16 protein-coding genes are annotated in these 17460 nt (G+C 41.4%); 11 read left to right on the top strand and 5 right to left on the bottom strand.

Annotated features, from left to right (window positions below):
* Positions 1–27: 27 nt before the first annotated feature.
* On the bottom strand, positions 28–2814 hold the full coding sequence (locus tag NK987_RS10500) for a VPS10 domain-containing protein (protein ID WP_259263807.1): 2787 nt from the start codon (positions 2812–2814) through the stop codon (positions 28–30).
* 190 nt (positions 2815–3004) lie between these two features.
* Here NK987_RS10500 and NK987_RS10495 point away from each other — a divergent pair, with 190 nt between their 5' ends.
* The 4 genes from NK987_RS10495 to cysM are packed head-to-tail and all read left to right on the top strand — an operon-like array spanning position 3005 to position 5554.
* Positions 3005–3292, top strand: a complete 288-nt coding sequence (locus NK987_RS10495) for an FtsB family cell division protein (protein ID WP_258425140.1) — start codon at positions 3005–3007, stop codon at positions 3290–3292.
* Positions 3273–3827, top strand: a complete 555-nt coding sequence (locus NK987_RS10490) for a hypothetical protein (RefSeq protein ID WP_259263806.1) — start codon at positions 3273–3275, stop codon at positions 3825–3827. Before NK987_RS10495 ends, NK987_RS10490 begins: the two co-directional genes overlap by 20 nt.
* A gap of 18 nt (positions 3828–3845) precedes the next feature.
* Positions 3846–4679 carry a serine O-acetyltransferase EpsC gene (gene epsC / locus NK987_RS10485; RefSeq protein ID WP_259263805.1) on the top strand — a complete coding sequence of 278 codons (834 nt, stop codon included), beginning with the start codon at positions 3846–3848 and terminating at the stop codon, positions 4677–4679.
* A complete protein-coding gene (gene cysM / locus NK987_RS10480) occupies positions 4676–5554 on the top strand; it encodes a cysteine synthase CysM (protein ID WP_259263804.1) in 879 nt (292 codons plus the stop codon). The genes epsC and cysM overlap by 4 nt, the downstream gene beginning before the upstream one ends.
* Before the next feature lie 51 nt (positions 5555–5605).
* Here cysM and NK987_RS10475 read toward each other — a convergent pair whose 3' ends face one another.
* From NK987_RS10475 to NK987_RS10460, 4 genes are all read right to left on the bottom strand, one after another.
* Positions 5606–6289 (bottom strand): DUF4397 domain-containing protein, encoded by a 684-nt coding sequence (locus tag NK987_RS10475; RefSeq protein ID WP_259263803.1) that lies wholly within the window; start codon positions 6287–6289, stop codon positions 5606–5608.
* 136 nt (positions 6290–6425) lie between these two features.
* Positions 6426–7796, bottom strand: a complete 1371-nt coding sequence (locus tag NK987_RS10470; protein ID WP_259263802.1) for a Gfo/Idh/MocA family protein — start codon at positions 7794–7796, stop codon at positions 6426–6428.
* A gap of 207 nt (positions 7797–8003) precedes the next feature.
* Positions 8004–9074: an Ldh family oxidoreductase gene (locus NK987_RS10465; protein ID WP_259263801.1), complete on the bottom strand. Its 1071-nt coding sequence runs from the start codon at positions 9072–9074 to the stop codon at positions 8004–8006.
* A 26-nt stretch (positions 9075–9100) separates the two neighbouring features.
* Positions 9101–10060: a Ppx/GppA phosphatase family protein gene (locus NK987_RS10460; protein WP_259263800.1), complete on the bottom strand. Its 960-nt coding sequence runs from the start codon at positions 10058–10060 to the stop codon at positions 9101–9103.
* Positions 10061–10225: 165 nt separating this feature from the next.
* On the opposite strand from NK987_RS10460, the gene NK987_RS10455 reads away from it, so the two are divergent.
* From NK987_RS10455 to NK987_RS10425, 7 genes are all read left to right on the top strand, one after another.
* Positions 10226–11809 (top strand): acyl-CoA carboxylase subunit beta, encoded by a 1584-nt coding sequence (locus NK987_RS10455; protein ID WP_259263799.1) that lies wholly within the window; start codon positions 10226–10228, stop codon positions 11807–11809.
* Positions 11810–11937: 128 nt separating this feature from the next.
* A complete protein-coding gene (locus NK987_RS10450) occupies positions 11938–12255 on the top strand; it encodes a four helix bundle protein (protein WP_420841178.1) in 318 nt (105 codons plus the stop codon).
* Positions 12256–12317: 62 nt separating this feature from the next.
* Positions 12318–13385, top strand: coding sequence for a M42 family metallopeptidase (locus NK987_RS10445; RefSeq protein WP_259263797.1), 1068 nt, complete (start codon positions 12318–12320; stop codon positions 13383–13385).
* Positions 13386–13485: 100 nt separating this feature from the next.
* Complete coding sequence (locus NK987_RS10440) at positions 13486–14247, top strand: ABC transporter substrate-binding protein (protein WP_259263796.1); 762 nt, start codon at positions 13486–13488, stop codon at positions 14245–14247.
* A gap of 122 nt (positions 14248–14369) precedes the next feature.
* A complete protein-coding gene (locus tag NK987_RS10435) occupies positions 14370–15722 on the top strand; it encodes a Gfo/Idh/MocA family oxidoreductase (protein ID WP_258425128.1) in 1353 nt (450 codons plus the stop codon).
* Positions 15723–15724: 2 nt separating this feature from the next.
* Complete coding sequence (locus tag NK987_RS10430) at positions 15725–16483, top strand: 3-keto-disaccharide hydrolase (RefSeq protein WP_259263795.1); 759 nt, start codon at positions 15725–15727, stop codon at positions 16481–16483.
* A complete protein-coding gene (locus NK987_RS10425) occupies positions 16480–17076 on the top strand; it encodes a 3-keto-disaccharide hydrolase (RefSeq protein WP_258425126.1) in 597 nt (198 codons plus the stop codon). The genes NK987_RS10430 and NK987_RS10425 overlap by 4 nt, the downstream gene beginning before the upstream one ends.
* Positions 17077–17460: the final 384 nt, after the last annotated feature.

The raw sequence follows: 17460 nt of genomic DNA, 5'->3' as shown, positions 1-17460 counted from the left end.
GAGGTCCGGATTTCCGGACCTCTTTTTTTATTTGATTTCAAAGGCCAACTCATCGGCTCCTGAATTCTTCTTGATCAGGATTTTATATTTTCCTTTCCCGATATTTCCGTATTCCCAACTTGTTCTATTGATTCCTTTTGTGGAATCCACGGACCAAGATTTCAGACTCTCTCCATTTTCGTTCATCACTTCGAAGCTTGTTTCTCCTGCCTGATTTACAAAAAACATTATCGACTGATTAGGCTTTGTCGTAGGTGCTTCTGCCCAAGGTGATCTCCTTTGGTTTAACCTTATTTCAGAGGCACTCAACAATCTTGCTTCTGCAGCAGGGTTTTGGGCGAGCTTTTGAAGTGGGTCCAAGTCCGCAATGAATACACTTCTGCCATGGGAACCTATTACCAAGTCATTTTCTCTTTTTTGGATCACCATATCATAGATTGCGACATTTGGGATATTTCCCTGAAACAAATCATAACTTTTTCCGCCGTTGAGGGAAACATAAAGACCGTGGTCAGTTCCCAGATAAAGAATATTCGGATTGGTATGGTCTTCTTTGACGATGTTGATAGCCTCTTTTGGCAAATTAGCAGAGATTTGTGTCCAAGTCTTGCCGTAGTCCTGACTTTTATAAACAAATGGGGTAAACTCGTCAAACCTATAACCTGTAAGGGTGACATAAACAGTTCCCTCAGCATGTTGAGAAGGTGATATGCTGCTGATCCATCTATTTTGTGGTAAACCTTTGGATATATCTATCCAAGAATTTCCATGGTCTTTGGTCACCCAGATATTTCCATCATCCGAACCCGCATAGAGAGTTCCAAATTCAAGAGGGGATTCTTCAATCACTGAAAGTGTGGCAAAAGGAACATTTCCGCTTTTTTGGTTTTTGGTCAGATCAGGAGAAATGGTCTCCCAAGTATCCCCCCTGTCCAAACTTCTGTAAACATACTGGGAACCCATATAGAAAATATCCTGATTATGGCTGCTCAGGATAGCAGGCGTTCTCCAGTTCCATCGATTTGGAGCCCGCCCGATGTCATGTCCAGGCGTAACCAATTTTCTTTCTTCAGTTTCTGTATTGATTCTGAAGTAATTTCCAAATTGGAATCCAGTATAAATCACATCATTGGATCTGGTATCTACGGCAACCACCATTCCATCTCCGCCCATGAGTGAGGCCCAAGGCACTTCGGGTTTGTTGGTGGAGGAACCAAACCAAACACCATTGTCCTGCATACCTCCATAGACATTGTAGGGTGTTTTTTCATCTACCATAATGGAATAAAACTGACTGATCGTCAATTGGTCATTAAGATGGGTCCATCTTTCTCCACCTCCATATGAACTGTAGATACCACCGTCAGTTCCCAATAGAATATGCTTGGAATCTTTGGGGTTGATCCACATGGACTGATGGTCTGAATGAACATCTCCGACAGTGTCTGTTCTTGCGAAATTCTTTCCCCCATCCCTTGAAACCAAAAGTGGTACGCCCAAAATAAACATTTCATTTTCATCTTGTGTGCTGACCCTGATTTCACCAAAGTAATATCCATATGAATTATACAATCTGTCAAGATTGGATTCGCTGACTTTTTTCCAAGTACTACCCGCATCATCTGAGCGGTAAACTTCAGCGCCTATGACTGAAGCATTAAAGAGATTCGAATTGGCATCTTGACCTGAGCCATTATATTCCGCTATCTGAAGTGGTGTGATTTTCCCTGATTTTACCAGTTTCTTGACACTTTCCGCATCATATTTATTGGCAAATCGATTGCTTCTTAGAAATTTATTCAGTTTATCATTGTCAATACTTTCTACATCTAATGCAGACATAGTTTTGAAGCTTTCAAATTTCAGATCATCGTTGTTCTGATTTTGGTTTTGTCTGGCTGGTCTTTCCTGCATTTTTTGATAATCATGTAGGGCATAGACTACAGAAGGATTGCTGAGACTGAAGTCAAACCCAATTCTTCCTACAAATTCATCCTGTGGGAAACCTGTACCTGATTTTTTCCAAGAATCACCTCCATCTTCGGATCTCCAGATACCTGACCCTTTTCCATTTCCGATGAAATCGTGACCTTGTCTGAACCTTTCCCAAGATGCTGCCAACATGATGTTTGGATTGGAGGGATGGAACTTTAAGTCGATAACCCCTGTGTTGTCGTCAATAAAAAGTGTCTTTTTCCAGGTTTTCCCTCCGTCTTTGGTTTTGTAAATTCCACGTTCCTCATTTTTGGAATACAAAGATCCCATAGAAGCTACCCAAACAATATCCGGGTTGGTTGGATGGATCTGAATCTGCCCTATATGCTGCGAATGCGGCAATCCCATAAAGGTCCAAGTCGATCCGCCATCTGTGGATTTATAAATCCCTGATCCGGCATAGGTGGACCGGCTAGAGTTATTCTCTCCAGTTCCAATCCAAATGATATCGTTATTGGATGGGGAAATGGCCATATCACCGATTCCTAATGCTCCTTGATGATCAAAAACTGGTTTGAAAGATTGTCCGTTGTCTTTGGTTTTCCAAATTCCACCTGAAGCCGCTGCAACAAAATAGGTTTTGAAATCATTGGTCACTTCAATGTCAACTATCCTTCCGCTCATATTGGTAGGACCGATATTTCTTGCCGGATAGTTTCTAAATGGAGAATTGGTCAACATCTCTTGATGTAAGATTACCGCTTCTTTCATTTCTTTGGCTGTGGTTGGTTTTATTTCCTGTGCCTTAACAGCCGAAAAATGAAACAGGGATAAAGCCAGGCTCAAACCGGTACAGACCTTTGTTAAATTTCTTCTCATAAGATTGATTTGTTATTCCAACAATATAATTATTCAAGAATTTAAATTTGTAAAATAAGGTATAAACTGATTTGCTTTCTGTTTGATCGGATACAGCCGTACTTGAAAAAAACGGGGATATTCAAATAATGGCCAATAGTGGAAATATTTGACTTCAATGTATATATTTGTTTTGACCAAGGAGAATACCATGAAAAAGTACCTCAAATACACCAAGAATTTCTATTTCCTGTTTACTCTATTTTTTATTGTATGGATGGTGTTTATTGATTCTAATGATATTCTCACCCAGTTTAAGCTTCGTTCAAAAATCAAAGAATTAGAGAAGCAAAAGGAATTCTACCAAGATAGGAAAGAAAAAATCTTAGCAGACAGGGAGGAATTAATGAGCAATTACGAACTCTTGGAAAAGTTTGCCCGTGAAAGGTATTTGATGAAAAAGGAAAGTGAGGATTTATATGTGGTGGTCGAAGAATAGAGCGGTTTTTTTTGCAGGATTGTTTTTTTTCTTGCTGGTCACCGTTCCCACATTTGCTCAAAGGGAAATTCAGAAAGGCGAAAAATCACCGTTTAAGGATAGGGTTTATTTTGGAGGGAATTTAGGACTCTCATTTGGAACAATCACTTTTGTGGATATTTCACCTTTGGCCGGAGTCATGTTGACCAATACCCTTTCAGGAGGCATAGGTGGGACTTTTCAATACTTTAATGATTCAAGATTTCCTGAAGGTGACAATATCATTTATGGAGGAAGGGGTTTTTTGCGAAATAATGTTTTTCAAAATTTCTTTTTGCATTCCGAATTTGAAAGTCTTAACCTTGACCTGTACAATCCCCGTTTGGATAGGTTTGAAAGAGAATGGGTTCCGGGTTTATTTCTTGGAGGAGGATATTTTACTCCTTTTGGAAATAGGGGAGGAGCCAATTTCACCATTTTGTATAACTTCTTGTATGACCCTTTGAGGTCTCCTTATAACCAGCCTTATGTCATCAGGGTTGGATTTTTTCTTTAATCATTCAATAAAAAGAATATGAATTCTTTGATAAAAAAACTCAGTAAATCACATCAGGATTGCCCTCAATGTCCTTCCCCAAAGTTGATCCATACTTTTTTTGAAAGTGTACTCGGATTGCTTTTTCCTGATTTTGCATCAGAGATTTTGAAAGAAGAAGAGCAGGTTGCAGAAAAAATCGAAGAACTGAAGCATAAACTTTCCCAGGTTTTATTGAGAAATAAGCACCTCTATAAACGAGATGGAATTGAAATAGCCAATGGCTTTTTTGACAATCTGGAACGGGTTTATGATCTTTTGATCCAGGACGTGCAGGCTTTGTATGATGGAGATCCAGCAGCCAAATCCGTGACGGAGATCATCCGATGCTATCCGGGATTTTATGCGGTTGCGGCTTACAGGATTGCACATTTGTTACATTCATATGGGGTGACTCTGATTCCAAGGATGATAACTGAATATTCCCATGGCAGAACAGGAGTGGATATCCATCCCGGTGCCAAGATCGGAGAAAGATTCTGTATTGACCATGGTACAGGTATAGTAATCGGAGAGACTACTGTAATCGGTAATTGTGTCAAGATATACCAAGGAGTCACCTTGGGTGCGTTGAGTGTTGACAAAGAAGATGCGGATAAAAAAAGACATCCTACTATAGAAGATGATGTTGTGATTTATGCAGGAGCGACGATTTTAGGAGGAAATACGGTCATTGGAAGGAATTCTACTATAGGAGGAAATGTTTGGATCACTAAAAGCGTTCCTGCTAACAGTAAAATTTATTATCAGGCAAAAATGTATAATCCTGATCTGGATCAAACTGATACCTATATTATAAAAAATGAAGGATGAAATTAATTGATCTGATAGGAAATACTCCCTTGGTAGAAGCGGTCAAGATTCCGACCAAACCAAATGTTAAGATTTTTTGTAAACTGGAAGGTCAAAACCCCGGAGGGAGTGTCAAGGACCGAGCTGCATACAACATGATCAAGTGTGCGCTTGAAAGAGGAGAAATCAAACCAGGAGACAGGCTTGTGGAGGCCACTTCAGGCAATACAGGCATTGCTTTGGCCATGGTTGCCAATATTCTCGGTCTTAAAATGACCTTGATTATGCCTGACAATTCTACCCGAGAAAGGATCTTATCCATGGAAGCATATGGTGCCAAAGTAATCTTGACACCTGCAGAAAGAACCATTGAGTATTCAAGGGAATTGGCGGATAAAATGGCTGCGGAGGAAGGGTATTTTATGCTCGACCAGTTTTCTAATCCGGACAATTATATGGCGCATTATTATAGTACCGGTCCGGAGATATGGAAAGATACTGAAGGAAAAGTCACCCATTTTGTTTCGGCAATGGGTACCACAGGTACTATCATGGGGGTATCGAAATACCTCAAAGAGAAAAATCCATCGATTCAGATTGTAGGTACACAACCTACTGACGGTTCTCAGATTCCTGGAATCAGGAGATGGACTCCGGAATTTTTGCCAAGGATTTTTGATGCTACCCGGGTAGATCGGGTGATAGATGTCAGTCAGGAAGCCGCAACGAATATGACCAGAAGGATGGCCAAGGAAGAAGGTATATTAGCAGGAATGAGCAGTGGGGGCGCATTGTATGCTGCGCTCCGGCTTTCGGAAGAACTTGAATCCGGGACAATTGTCTGCATTACCTGTGACAGAGGGGATAGGTATCTGAGTTCAGACCTTTTTGGGTAAAAAAAATCCCGGAAGCATTGCCCCCGGGTTTTCCACAAAAAAACAAAATTTTTAGAATTTGATAAAATTGGTTAGCAGTTGGACACTGATTGGGTTGTTGCCGTTGGAAGGATTAGCAAATCCCCTTACAACCAAAGTGTATACCCTGTTTCCAAGCAATTCAATTTCATTGACTGTGACAAGGACTTCTCCTGTGGATTTGGATTTGACTACAACTTTTACTTTACCTTTTTCCATTTCAAGAAAATCTGAAATGGAATGGTAAGTGGTGGAAGGGCCAAAAGGAGTTTGTTCTGCTATGCTTACTTCGAGGTCTCCAGAATCAGGGGATAAGTGTACAAGTCTCATTTGGGTTTTTAATCCGTCAGGTTCTTCCCAAATATCTTCGACCTGAATAGCGTCTATGTCAGCTGCTTTATTCACCAGAAAGACGGTATAGATTTTATCCTGTAAGAGGGATACATTTTTTTCCAAAAGTGTATTTTGTGCATTGAATGGATTAAATCGAAGTCTTCTTTCACCGGCAAAGAAACCGCTGTAAGGAAAAGACTGACCAAACAGTAAAGGTTGGTTATTGATCTTTTTTGACTCTACGTAAATATCCAAATCAGGACCATCGGGTGATCCATGATAAATGGAAACAAAAGCAGATGGAGCTTGTGCCGGCTGTTCCAAATCATTGACACATCCTGAAAATAAAATCAGAGAAAGAAATAAGGTTGATACCGACTTCATTAGGCCGGTAAAGTTTGTTTGCAATCCAGTAATTTTCATAGTTGGTTTTTGTTATTTCTCCCTCAAGACGCTTTGAGGTCATGGATCGCGACAATTGTTATAAAAAAATCCCCTGAAATTTTTCAGGCGATTTGGATTAAACATTGTCTGGTTCGGGATGTACCCAAGGCCCGCGGTATGGTCTTCGGAGTTTTTGAGTTGCCTCTTCATCACCTACCACAATTCTCTTTTTTGGATCATAGACCAGTGGTCTTCCCAATTCCATAGACATATTTGCCAAAATGCAACTTGCTGTTGAAATATGGCCTTGCTCAATATCCGCTACAGGAAGTTCACCTGTTTTCATGGAATTCAATAGGTTTTGCATCTGTCTTCTTGTAGCAGGAGCCGCATTGAGTTCGATCCTGTTTTCGGTCAGGTCTTCAGGATATTGTTCCTTTTCATACAAGACATCGAAAAGGATTTTTTCACCTTTGCCAAAAGGAATAAACTCGGCTTTCATGGTGCTTCCCGCCAAAGTACCTTTTTCACCAAAGATCTTGAATGCCCAGGGATATTCAGGATCCACAGGATTGCCCCAAGTACGGTGTTGCCACACGACATTCAGTCCATCAAATTCATAGATGGCTGTTTGGGTATCTGCAATATTTGATTTCCCCTCTTTTTGGACATATATTCCACCTGTTGCGGTGATTTTTTTTGGCCATCCTAATCCAAGAAGCCAACGCACTGTATCCAACATGTGAACACACATATCGCCCGGGATCCCATTTCCATATTCCATGAAAGTTCTCCACCACCTTGTATGTGGGATTCCATCATAAGGCCTGAGCGGAGCCGGACCTGTCCACATGTCATAATCCAAAAATGCAGGAACAGTTTCTACCGGGGGATTGCCATTGGCTCTCATGTGATAATAGCAACAGACTTCAGCATGTGAGATTTTTCCTAACATACCACTTTCCAAGACTTGCTTTTTTGCTTCCAAAAGGTGTGGCGTACTTCTTCTCTGTGTACCCACCTGCACCATTTTGTTGTATTTTCGCGCAGCAGCTACCACTGCTTCTCCTTCGATGACATCGACTGAGATCGGTTTTTGAAGGTAAACATGCGAACCTGATTTGATGGCGGCAATGGCCTGTAAGGCATGCCAATGATCGGGGGTACCGATCACGGTGATATCTAGTTTGTTTTCTTTCAGCAATTCCTGGTAGTCAGTATACAACTTTGGTATTTTCCCTGATTTTTGTCTTTTTGATACCAGATCGCCTGCTTCCTTCAACATGTTTTGATCCACATCACAAAGGGCAACAACATCCACATTCGCTACCTGGATCAATCTGAACAGGTCACTTTTGCCATACCAACCCGATCCGATGAGTGCTACTTTCAGCGGTTTCTCATTTTGGATGGGGTTCATTCCCATCATTCCCATGCTTGCCAATGCCAAGGTGGCAAAACCGCCGGTTTTTAGGAATTGTCTTCTGTTGTAGTTGGAGGTGTTCATAGGTTTTTTTTGGGGATATAGGTAAAAGATTTGAAAGAAATACAATTTACAAAAAGGAAAAAACCAAACAAATGGGATTTGATGGGTGGTTGATCAACCACGAACTAATTTAAATTATTTAGAGGTCAATCTTGCCAATAAAAAAAAAGTGGGAAAATTTATTCAAAAAATAAATGAAGATGGGGTATGTTTTGGGTAGACTTCTGATTACAATTTTACTCCAAACCTTTCTCCCAAACTTCGCAAATCGTCAACTACAGGTTTTAATAAAGGGATTCCACTGATTCTTCTTTCTGCTTCAAGTTCACGCTCAGGATCTCCAGGAATCAATACTTTTTCATTTCCTTCGGTAGGTTTTGCCTGACGGAATCTACCGATCCAATTGTCCATATGGGATTTGAAGTCATCCGCAGGACGGAAAGCATCTACGCGCATCGCACCAAAAAAATGGCCTAAACCCTCACCGACAGGATTGGGGTCCGGCTCAAGGAATGCCACGAAAGGTGGGACCCATGGCCCATAATTTGCTCCCGAAAGGACTGCGGAAAATATATCCACTATCGCCCCCAATGCATATCCTTTGTGCGAACCATGTTCCCTGTCTCCTCCCAGAGGCAACAAAGCGCCTCCCTTTTTAACGCCATTGGAATCAGTCGTCTGATTGCCGTCTTTGTCCTGCACCCAACCGAGTGGTGCATCCATTTCTTTTCTCTGCAGGATTTCCAATTTCCCATTTGCTGCCGTTGTGGTGGCCATATCTGCCACAAAAGCGGGTTGGCTTTTGGCAGGGATTGCCACTGCAATCGGGTTGGTTCCTAGCAACCTTTCTTTAGAAAAAGTCGGGCTTACCAAAGGACTGGCATTTGTCAACGAGATCCCGATCATGTCATGTTCGAGAGCCATCATAGCATGATAACCTGCGATACCGTAATGGTTGGAATGCTTCACCGAAACCCATCCCGTACCTGCGGTTTTGGCTTTGTCAATAGCCACTTGCATGGCAAAAGGTGCCACAACCAAACCCAAACCACCGTCTCCATCAACAACAGCTGTACTCGGGGTTTCGTGGATGATCTTGATATTTGGGGTGGCGTTGATTCTTCCTTTTTCCCAAAGTCTCACATAGCCGGAAAGCCTGGCCACACCATGAGAATCTACACCTCTTAGATCTGCGGATAACAATACATCAGCTGCAAGAGATGCGTCTTTTTCGAGACAGCCTATTTTCAAAAGTATGGATTTGGTAAAGTCGAATAAGTCGGCGTACGAAAATATCATGGTTGGGATCCGGATTTAGGATTGGATTACCTGCTGATAAGGGTATTGGCTTGGGAATGTTTCCCCATTAATTCCGCTATAGCACCTTCTTTCAGTGCAAAATTGGAACAAATCAAGGTAGATACAGGCACAAACTTCAAGATATATTCGATCAGGCAGGCTGCCACGACAATCATATCCACTCGCATTTCGATCATGCCCGGGATCAAAAGTCTTTCTTCTCTATTTAGGGTCAAAAGCTTTTGGACTATCAATTCGAATTCTTCTCTTGGCAGCTGAAATACCTGTTGTGTCTTCAACTTGGTTTCATGCAACGAAGCAAAATAAATGTCTGTCAGCGTATCAAAAGTACCTGAAGAGCCTACGATTCCTGTTGGATTATATTTTTTGATGGCATTGACAAGGTCTCCAAGTTTTTCTTCAAGATAAACAGTCAGGTTCTCCACCTCACCAGGCAAAATTGGATCATGGTAATGAAACAAATCAAGCATTCTTTGTCCACCAATTTCAAAACTTTTTCTCCAAAATGTTTCCTGTGAATTACCGATGATAAATTCTACCGAACCGCCACCTATGTCCATCATCAAACAGGTTTCCCCATTTAAAGAACCACTAAATCTGATGCCTTCATAGATCATTTGTGCTTCCTGTTCCCCATCGATGACGAGAACGTCAATCTGGAATTGTTCTTTGATTTTGACTACAAATTCCTTTCCGTTATCGGCATTTCGGACGCCACTCGTGGCAAAAGCAAAAATATTTGTGATCCCTTCCCCGTCTATCAGATTTCTGAAATGGTGCAATGTATGAAAAGCCCTTTTTTCAGCATCCGGATGGATGGTGTTGCGGCTGATGCCACCCTGCCCGATTTTGACAGGGATTTTCTCCTTATAAATTGTCTCGAACCTGTCTGCATACAATTCCACCAAAAGAAGGTGAAACGTATTGGTACCCATGTCGATGATTGCAGCTTTGGTCGGAATCATACCACCTTGATTTTTGAATGCGCGAATATAAAAAGTTTATTCTAATTCCATTGTTAAGAATTTTTCTATTGCCACGAAATCGAATTTCCGGGATGTTCCTCAATTTAAATTTCCTCACTAGATTGTCCCGCATTATATTTGACCAAACCAAATAACTTTAGAGACATGGACAGCAAAATCAAAGGCGTGTATACCCTTCCCTCCAATAAGGACAAATTTGAATTACTGAATAAGAAAAACGAGGAAGCTTTGCTCGGCGGGGGAGAAGCAAGAATTGCTGCCCAACACAAGAAAGGCAAACTTACGGCAAGGGAAAGGATCCATTTTTTGCTTGATGAAGGCACTTTTCAGGAAATCGACAAATTTGTGATGCATCGGGCCAAGGATTTTGGATTGGACAAAGAGCATTACCTTGGAGATGGTGTGGTGACAGGATATGGAGAAATCAATGGACGATTGGTCTATGTGTATTCGCAGGACTTTACCGTTTTTGGAGGGTCTCTTTCGGAAACACATGCGGAGAAAATCTGCAAAATCATGGACATGGCCATGAAAAACGGTGCGCCGGTGATCGGGTTGAATGATTCGGGAGGAGCAAGGATTCAGGAAGGCGTTGTCTCTTTAGGTGGATATGCGGATATTTTTTATAGAAATACTTTGGCCTCAGGTGTAGTGCCTCAGATATCTGCCATCATGGGACCTTGTGCAGGTGGTGCGGTTTATTCTCCTGCGATCACAGATTTTATTCTGATGGTCGAAAACACCTCATACATGTTTGTGACAGGTCCCAATGTTGTGAAAACCGTCACTGCCGAAAATGTCACTGCAGAGGAATTAGGTGGTGCGAGTACACATTCTACCAAAAGTGGAGTGACACATTTTGCCTGTGCCAATGAATTGGAATGTATCAACCATATTAAAAAATTGCTGAGTTACATGCCTCAAAACTGTGAGGATACAGCTCCGGTTTATGGATACGATTTGAAAGAAGATGAATCCAGGAAGATTTTGGATACCATCATTCCAGACAATCCCAATCATCCTTATGATATCCGCGATGTAGTGGATGGGATCTGTGACGAAGGATCATTTCTCGAAGTTCACAAAAATTACGCAGATAATATTGTGGTGGGATTTGCAAGACTTGCAGGAAGAAGCATTGGTATCGTGGGAAATCAACCGCAATCACTTGCCGGGGTATTGGACAACCATGCTTCAATGAAAGCGGCAAGGTTTGTGAGATTCTGTGACTCCTTTAATGTACCGCTATTGGTCTTGGTGGATGTGCCGGGATTTTTACCTGGAACAGATCAGGAATGGAACGGAATCATTACCAATGGTGCCAAATTGCTCTATGCGTTCTCGGAGGCGACAGTTCCAAGGATTACCGTCATCACCCGAAAAGCCTATGGAGGAGCCTACGATGTGATGAATTCCAAACATATCGGAGCTGATCTGAATTTTGCCTGGCCTACTGCTGAAATTGCTGTAATGGGTCCCAAAGGTGCGGCAGAAATTATTTTCAAAAGAGAAATCGCTGAAGCAGAAGATCCGGCCGCCAAACTTCAGGAAAAAATTGATGACTATACTTCCAAATTCGCCAATCCATACCGTGCTGCCCACAGAGGTTTTATCGATGAGGTGATCATCCCTTCTGAAACTAGAGAAAAACTGATCGGAGGTTTCAAAATGCTCGAAAACAAAGTGGATAAATTGCCAAGGAAGAAGCATGGGAATATACCCTTGTAAAAGGTCAACAGACCACAGTCCACGGTCGACAGGTCCCCGCAAAAGGTATTCTTACCATGGTTTAAATAGTAATTGAAACAAAATAGATAAAGTATGGCTTTTAAGTTCAAAACTTGAGGGTTTGGGAAATGGCGTTGGATTATTCATTTGAGATAAATAAACTAATTAAAAAATTCCCATCAGATGAAAAGTATGTTTTAGCTCAGCAACTTCAACGAGCTGCTGATTCGATTGCTTTAAATATTGCAGAAGGATCAACGGGTCAATCGAATGCCGAATTCAAGAAATTTTTAGGATATTCTATCCGATCAGGAATTGAGGTAGTAGGTTGCCTCTATTTAGGGAGAAAGAGAGGAATTATTGTTGAAGATGAATTTTTAATTCTCTATGCATCTATAGAGAATTTAATTGTGAAACTTCAATCTTTACGAAACAACATAAACTAACCTATAAACCTGCTGTGGACCGTCGTCTGTCGACTGTTGACAAGAATATAAAAAAACTCAAAATGGAAAAACAACAAGCCTTCCTCTACAAATACCTCAACAACGCCTCTCCCACGGGATTTGAGGCTTCGGGTCAACAGATTTGGTTGGATTATATCAAACCTTATGTGGACAGCTACTTTACTGACAGCTATGGAACAGTCGTCGGGGTGATCAATCCCGAAGCGGAATACAAGGTTGTCATCGAAGCCCATGCCGACGAGATCAGTTGGTTTGTCAATTATATCAATGGGGACGGCTATATCTATGTCCGTAGAAACGGCGGTTCGGACCACATGATCGCACCTTCCATGCGGGTAAATATCCACACGGACAAAGCCGTCATTCCCGGAGTTTTTGGTTGGCCGGCGATCCATGTCAGGAAAGAAGGAAAAGAAGAAGGGCCGACTTTGGATAATATTTTTATCGATGTCGGGGCAAGAAACAAAGAAGAAGTGGAGGCATTGGGCATCCATGTCGGTTGCGTGATTACTTTCAAAGATGAACTACAGGAATTGAATGGAAAATTCTATTCAGGAAGGGCCTTGGACAACAGGATTGGGGGATATATGATCGCACAGGTAGCGAGGAAAATCCAAGAGGCAGGTCTCAAGCTTCCTTTCGGCTTATATATAGTGAATGCCGTGCAGGAAGAAATCGGTCTTCGTGGCGCAGAAATGATTGCTGCCCGCATCAAGCCGAATGTAGCGATCATCACCGATGTGTGCCACGATACGACTGCACCAATGTATTCCAAGATAACAAGTGGCGAGCAGGTAGCAGGAAAAGGACCTGTCTTGACTTATGGTGCAGCAGTTCACAAAAAGTTATTGGATTTGGTCATCGAATCCGCTAAGAAAAACAGCATTCCGTTCCAACGGGCAGCGGCTTCGAGAAGTACCGGAACAGATACAGATGCTTTTGCTTATTCCAATGAAGGCGTTCCGTCTGCCTTGATTTCCCTTCCTTTGAAATACATGCACACGACCGTGGAGACAGCTAGCAAAGAAGATATCGAAAATGTCATTCTTCTGATGTATCAATTCTTGGCTGAATTGGATCCGGAGTTTGATTTTAGATATATTAAATAAGGTTATTGGTTAATAAGTTAATAAGTTATTAAGATTTACAATCAGAGGTTTTGTGTTATCAAATAACCAATTAACCAAATAACCAAATAACCAAATAACCATGCCCTATCACAAAGACCAACTCAATCGCACCATCTCCCTTCCTAATCCACCAAAAAGGATTGTCTCTTTGGTTCCATCGCAGACAGAGCTTTTGGTGGATTTGGGTTTGAGAGATAAGATTGTTGGCGTTACCAAATTTTGTATCCATCCCAAAGGATTGAAAAAAGAAATAACGGTTATTGGGGGCACAAAGAATTTCCATTTTGATAAAATCGAATCGCTTCAACCTGACCTGATTATTGGAAACAAGGAGGAAAACTATCAGGAAGGGATTGAAAAACTTGCTGAAAAGTTTCCGGTTTGGATGAGTGACATTTACACCTTGGAAGATGCCTACCGGATGATTCTGAGCATTGGGGAATTGACTGATACTTTTTCAAAAGCCAATGAGATCGTGTCTGAGATTAAGCATGGTTTGGAAAAAGAATTCAAACTCAAAGGTTCTGCTATTTACCTAATTTGGAAAGATCCTTTGATTGCAGTCGGTTCCAATACTTTTATAGATTTCATGTTGGAAAAAGCAGGTTTCAAAAATCTCATCAATCCATCTCGGTACCCTGAGATTGATTTGGAAGAAATCGTCAATTTGAATCCGCAATTCCTTTTGCTCAGTTCAGAGCCGTTTCCATTCGAAGAAAAACACATTTTATTTTTTCAGGAAAAATTACCCAAAACTAAAATCAAGATAGTGGATGGGGAAATGTTTTCTTGGTATGGAAGCAGATTGCTTTTTGCTGGAAGATATTTTGAAAGTATTTAAAGAAGAGTTTGCTTACTTGGGAAAACCCCCGTTTATAAAAATATAGATCATTTGAAAATACTTTTATAAAAATTTTAATTAACTTTTCGATTCCAAATATCAATAATAACCAATCTCAGAAAATGAAGCAAAATAGAAGACATTTCTTAAAAAAGCTTGGTGCTACAGGTGCCGCAGCAGCGATCAGCCCTTTGGCATTTTCAGAAGAAATTCCCGATAAAAATTTCCTAGAAAGAGGTCCTGCCTCTGAAATGGTAAACGATACTCCTATCAACTTGGCATTAATTGGAGCTGGAATCATGGGTACAGAAGATACCAATTCTGCGCTAAGGCATGCCAATGTCAAGTTGGTGGCTGTTTGTGATTTGTACAAAGGCAGACTTGAGTCGGCCAAGCAGAAGTGGGGAGCCAATCTGTTTGTTACCCAAGATTATCAGGAAGTCCTCAAAAGAAAAGATATTGATGCAGTTATCATTGCGACTCCTGACCATTGGCACAAGCAGATCAGTATCGATGCCATGAATGCTGGAAAGCATGTCTATTGCGAGAAGCCGATGGTCCATTCTGTCAAAGAAGGAATGGAAGTCGTCAACGCTTGGAAAAAATCAGGGAAAGTGATGGTAGTGGGCAGCCAAGGTGTTTCTTCATTGGGAAATGAAAAGGCCAAAGAACTTCTTGCCGCCGGGGCCATTGGGGACATTGTTTATGCAGAAGGATTTTGGGCGAGACATTCTCCTGAAGGCGCATGGCAATATAATGTTCCAAAGGATGGAAATGAACAGACCGTTGATTGGAAAAAATACATCTCCAATACCACAGCTAGAGATTGGGATCCTTTGAGATTCTTCAGATGGAGAAATTACCTTGATTATGGCACAGGCATGTCAGGCGATTTATTTGTCCACCTCTTTTCAAGTTTGCATTTTATTACCAATTCCAAAGGTCCAACCAAGGTATCTTCCATGGGGGGCTTGAGGTATTGGAAAGATGGAAGGGAAGTTCCCGATGTGTTGTTGGGTATGTTTGATTATCCCCAGACTCCTGAGCATCCCGGATTCAACCTTTCTCTAAGATGTAATTTTGTGGATGGCACGAGCGGTACTACTTATTTGAGAATAGTGGGTACCAAAGGTTCCATGGACGTGAAGTGGGAAGAAGTAGTCGTCAAACTCAATCAAAATGCTGAAAGTGATGATCCGTTTTTGAGAGAGCAGGCGAAATTGAGAGGAGCTACCGAAGAAAGCAGAGCCAAAATTCTTCCTCCCCGTGAGACAGTATACGCTGCAGAAAGAAGCTGGAAAGGCGCACATTATGACCATTTTGGAAATTGGTTCAATGCCATAAGGACAAACGGCACAGTAGCCGAGGATCCGATTTTTGGATTCAGGGCTGCGGCACCTGCCTTGCTCTGCAACGACAGTTACTTTCAAGATAAGTTTATGAAATGGGATCCCGTAAATATGAAATTGATTTAATTATGAAATACACAAGAATAGCTTGGATAGCTTTGATATCCTTGGCTTGGGCCTGTGGCCCAAAGCCTGCCGAAGAAGTGACGGAAGAAGTTGCTGAAGTAATCCTTCCTGACAATTCACTCTCAGAGGATGAAAAATCAGCAGGTTGGATGTTGTTGTTTGATGGTGTCAATACAGATGGATGGAGGGCATTTAATGGTGATTCTTTGCCTGCAAATTGGACCGTAGAAGATGGGGCCCTCAAGGGCCTAGGTCATGATGGGGGAGATGTCGGAGGGGATATTGTATTTGCACCAATGGATTTCGAGCAATTTGAAATGGAGTTTACCTGGAAAATAGCTACAGGTGGAAACAGTGGCGTCTTCTATCATGTAGTGGAGGATCCAAAATATGCGGCACCTTATTACACAGGACCTGAATACCAGGTGATAGATCAGCTTGGATTCCCGCAGCCTTTGGAAGATTGGCAATCATTGGCGGCTGACTATGCGATGTACGTCCCTGATTTCGAGGGAGTAGTTAAGCCTGCCGGCGAATGGAATGTTTCGAAAATTATTTTCACCAATGAAAAGGCGGAATACTATTTGAATGGAAAGAAGACAGTAGAATTCGTGCCTTATTCTGAGGATTGGAAAACAAAGCGGAACAGTGGTAAGTGGGATGCTTTTCCCGATTACGCAATTTCAAAATCCGGATTGATTGCTCTTCAGGATCACGGTAGCGAAGTTTGGTACAAAAACATAAAGATTAGACCATTATGAAAAAGTTATTGATTGTATGTTTATTCCTCTTATTGGCGCAAGTTTCATTTGGACAGAAAAAAGAGAAGTTGTTCAACGGCAAGGATTTGATGGGTTGGATAGTCTACGGTACCGAAAAATGGTATGTGGAAAACGGATTGATTGTATCTGAGAGTGGTCCTGATAAAGGTTACGGCTATTTGGGAACAGAAAAGCATTACAAAAACTTTGAAATCAACCTTGAGTTCAAACAAGAAGCGGATGGCAATAGCGGGGTTTTTATACGATCTACGGTTGACGGTACCAAAGTATCAGGTTGGCAGGTAGAAGTTGCCCCTCCGGGAAACGATACTGGTGGGATTTATGAAAGTTATGGCAGAGGTTGGTTGATCAAGCCTGATCCCGAAAAGGACAAAGCCTTGAAATATGGCGATTGGAACAAAATGAAGATCGTTGTAAATGGTGATAGAGTCACATCTTATGTTAATGGTGTCCAAATGGTGGATTATACAGACGAGAAGATTGGTAAAGGCGAAGGTGGGATTTTATTGCAGATCCATGATGGCGGTGGGATCAAAGTGTATTGGAGAAACATCACTTTGAAGGCACTTTAAGAAAATATCAGGTTTTGATTGATATCCTGCCTCGGTTAAAAATCGGGGCAGGATTTTTTTTAAATTTTTGTTGCTGACCATCAGTGACATTTGTCCTATTTATTAATTATTTTAAAATACAACTTTGTGTTTAATGAAATGATTTACACCTTTGCACTCCCAAACGGGGGAACAATTGTTGAAATAAGAAGGTCAAAAAAATAATTTTATTTTCTTCACCGATTGTAAATTTTATTCTTACCTTTGCACTCCTGTTTGTAAGGAACGGGAAAAAGAGATGGGGCGAGAGTCTTACGATACTGCCGGATGAGGCGGTAAAAGTTCATTGAAATACTGGAGAAACGACATTAAAGATCCGGCAGTTAACACTGTTGGATTAGATTG

Source organism: Aquiflexum gelatinilyticum (assembly GCF_024813435.1).
Classification (GTDB): Bacteria; Bacteroidota; Bacteroidia; order Cytophagales; family Cyclobacteriaceae; genus Cognataquiflexum; species Cognataquiflexum gelatinilyticum.
Note: the sequence above shows the minus strand (reverse complement) of the source record. Positions and strands in the feature narration are given on the sequence as shown.

Excerpts from the sequence above, each read along its gene's own strand:
- NK987_RS10500 (WP_259263807.1), bottom strand. The coding sequence starts at position 2,814 with ATGAGAAGAAATTTAACAAAGGTCTGTACCGGTTTGAGCCTGGCTTTA.
- NK987_RS10495 (WP_258425140.1), top strand. The coding sequence starts at position 3,005 with ATGAAAAAGTACCTCAAATACACCAAGAATTTCTATTTCCTGTTTACT.
- NK987_RS10490 (WP_259263806.1), top strand. The coding sequence starts at position 3,273 with ATGTGGTGGTCGAAGAATAGAGCGGTTTTTTTTGCAGGATTGTTTTTT.
- epsC (WP_259263805.1), top strand. The coding sequence starts at position 3,846 with ATGAATTCTTTGATAAAAAAACTCAGTAAATCACATCAGGATTGCCCT.
- cysM (WP_259263804.1), top strand. The coding sequence starts at position 4,676 with ATGAAATTAATTGATCTGATAGGAAATACTCCCTTGGTAGAAGCGGTC.
- NK987_RS10475 (WP_259263803.1), bottom strand. The coding sequence starts at position 6,289 with ATGAAGTCGGTATCAACCTTATTTCTTTCTCTGATTTTATTTTCAGGA.
- NK987_RS10470 (WP_259263802.1), bottom strand. The coding sequence starts at position 7,796 with ATGAACACCTCCAACTACAACAGAAGACAATTCCTAAAAACCGGCGGT.
- NK987_RS10465 (WP_259263801.1), bottom strand. The coding sequence starts at position 9,074 with ATGATATTTTCGTACGCCGACTTATTCGACTTTACCAAATCCATACTT.
- NK987_RS10460 (WP_259263800.1), bottom strand. The coding sequence starts at position 10,060 with ATGATTCCGACCAAAGCTGCAATCATCGACATGGGTACCAATACGTTT.
- NK987_RS10455 (WP_259263799.1), top strand. The coding sequence starts at position 10,226 with ATGGACAGCAAAATCAAAGGCGTGTATACCCTTCCCTCCAATAAGGAC.
- NK987_RS10450 (WP_420841178.1), top strand. The coding sequence starts at position 11,938 with ATGGCGTTGGATTATTCATTTGAGATAAATAAACTAATTAAAAAATTC.
- NK987_RS10445 (WP_259263797.1), top strand. The coding sequence starts at position 12,318 with ATGGAAAAACAACAAGCCTTCCTCTACAAATACCTCAACAACGCCTCT.
- NK987_RS10440 (WP_259263796.1), top strand. The coding sequence starts at position 13,486 with ATGCCCTATCACAAAGACCAACTCAATCGCACCATCTCCCTTCCTAAT.
- NK987_RS10435 (WP_258425128.1), top strand. The coding sequence starts at position 14,370 with ATGAAGCAAAATAGAAGACATTTCTTAAAAAAGCTTGGTGCTACAGGT.
- NK987_RS10430 (WP_259263795.1), top strand. The coding sequence starts at position 15,725 with ATGAAATACACAAGAATAGCTTGGATAGCTTTGATATCCTTGGCTTGG.
- NK987_RS10425 (WP_258425126.1), top strand. The coding sequence starts at position 16,480 with ATGAAAAAGTTATTGATTGTATGTTTATTCCTCTTATTGGCGCAAGTT.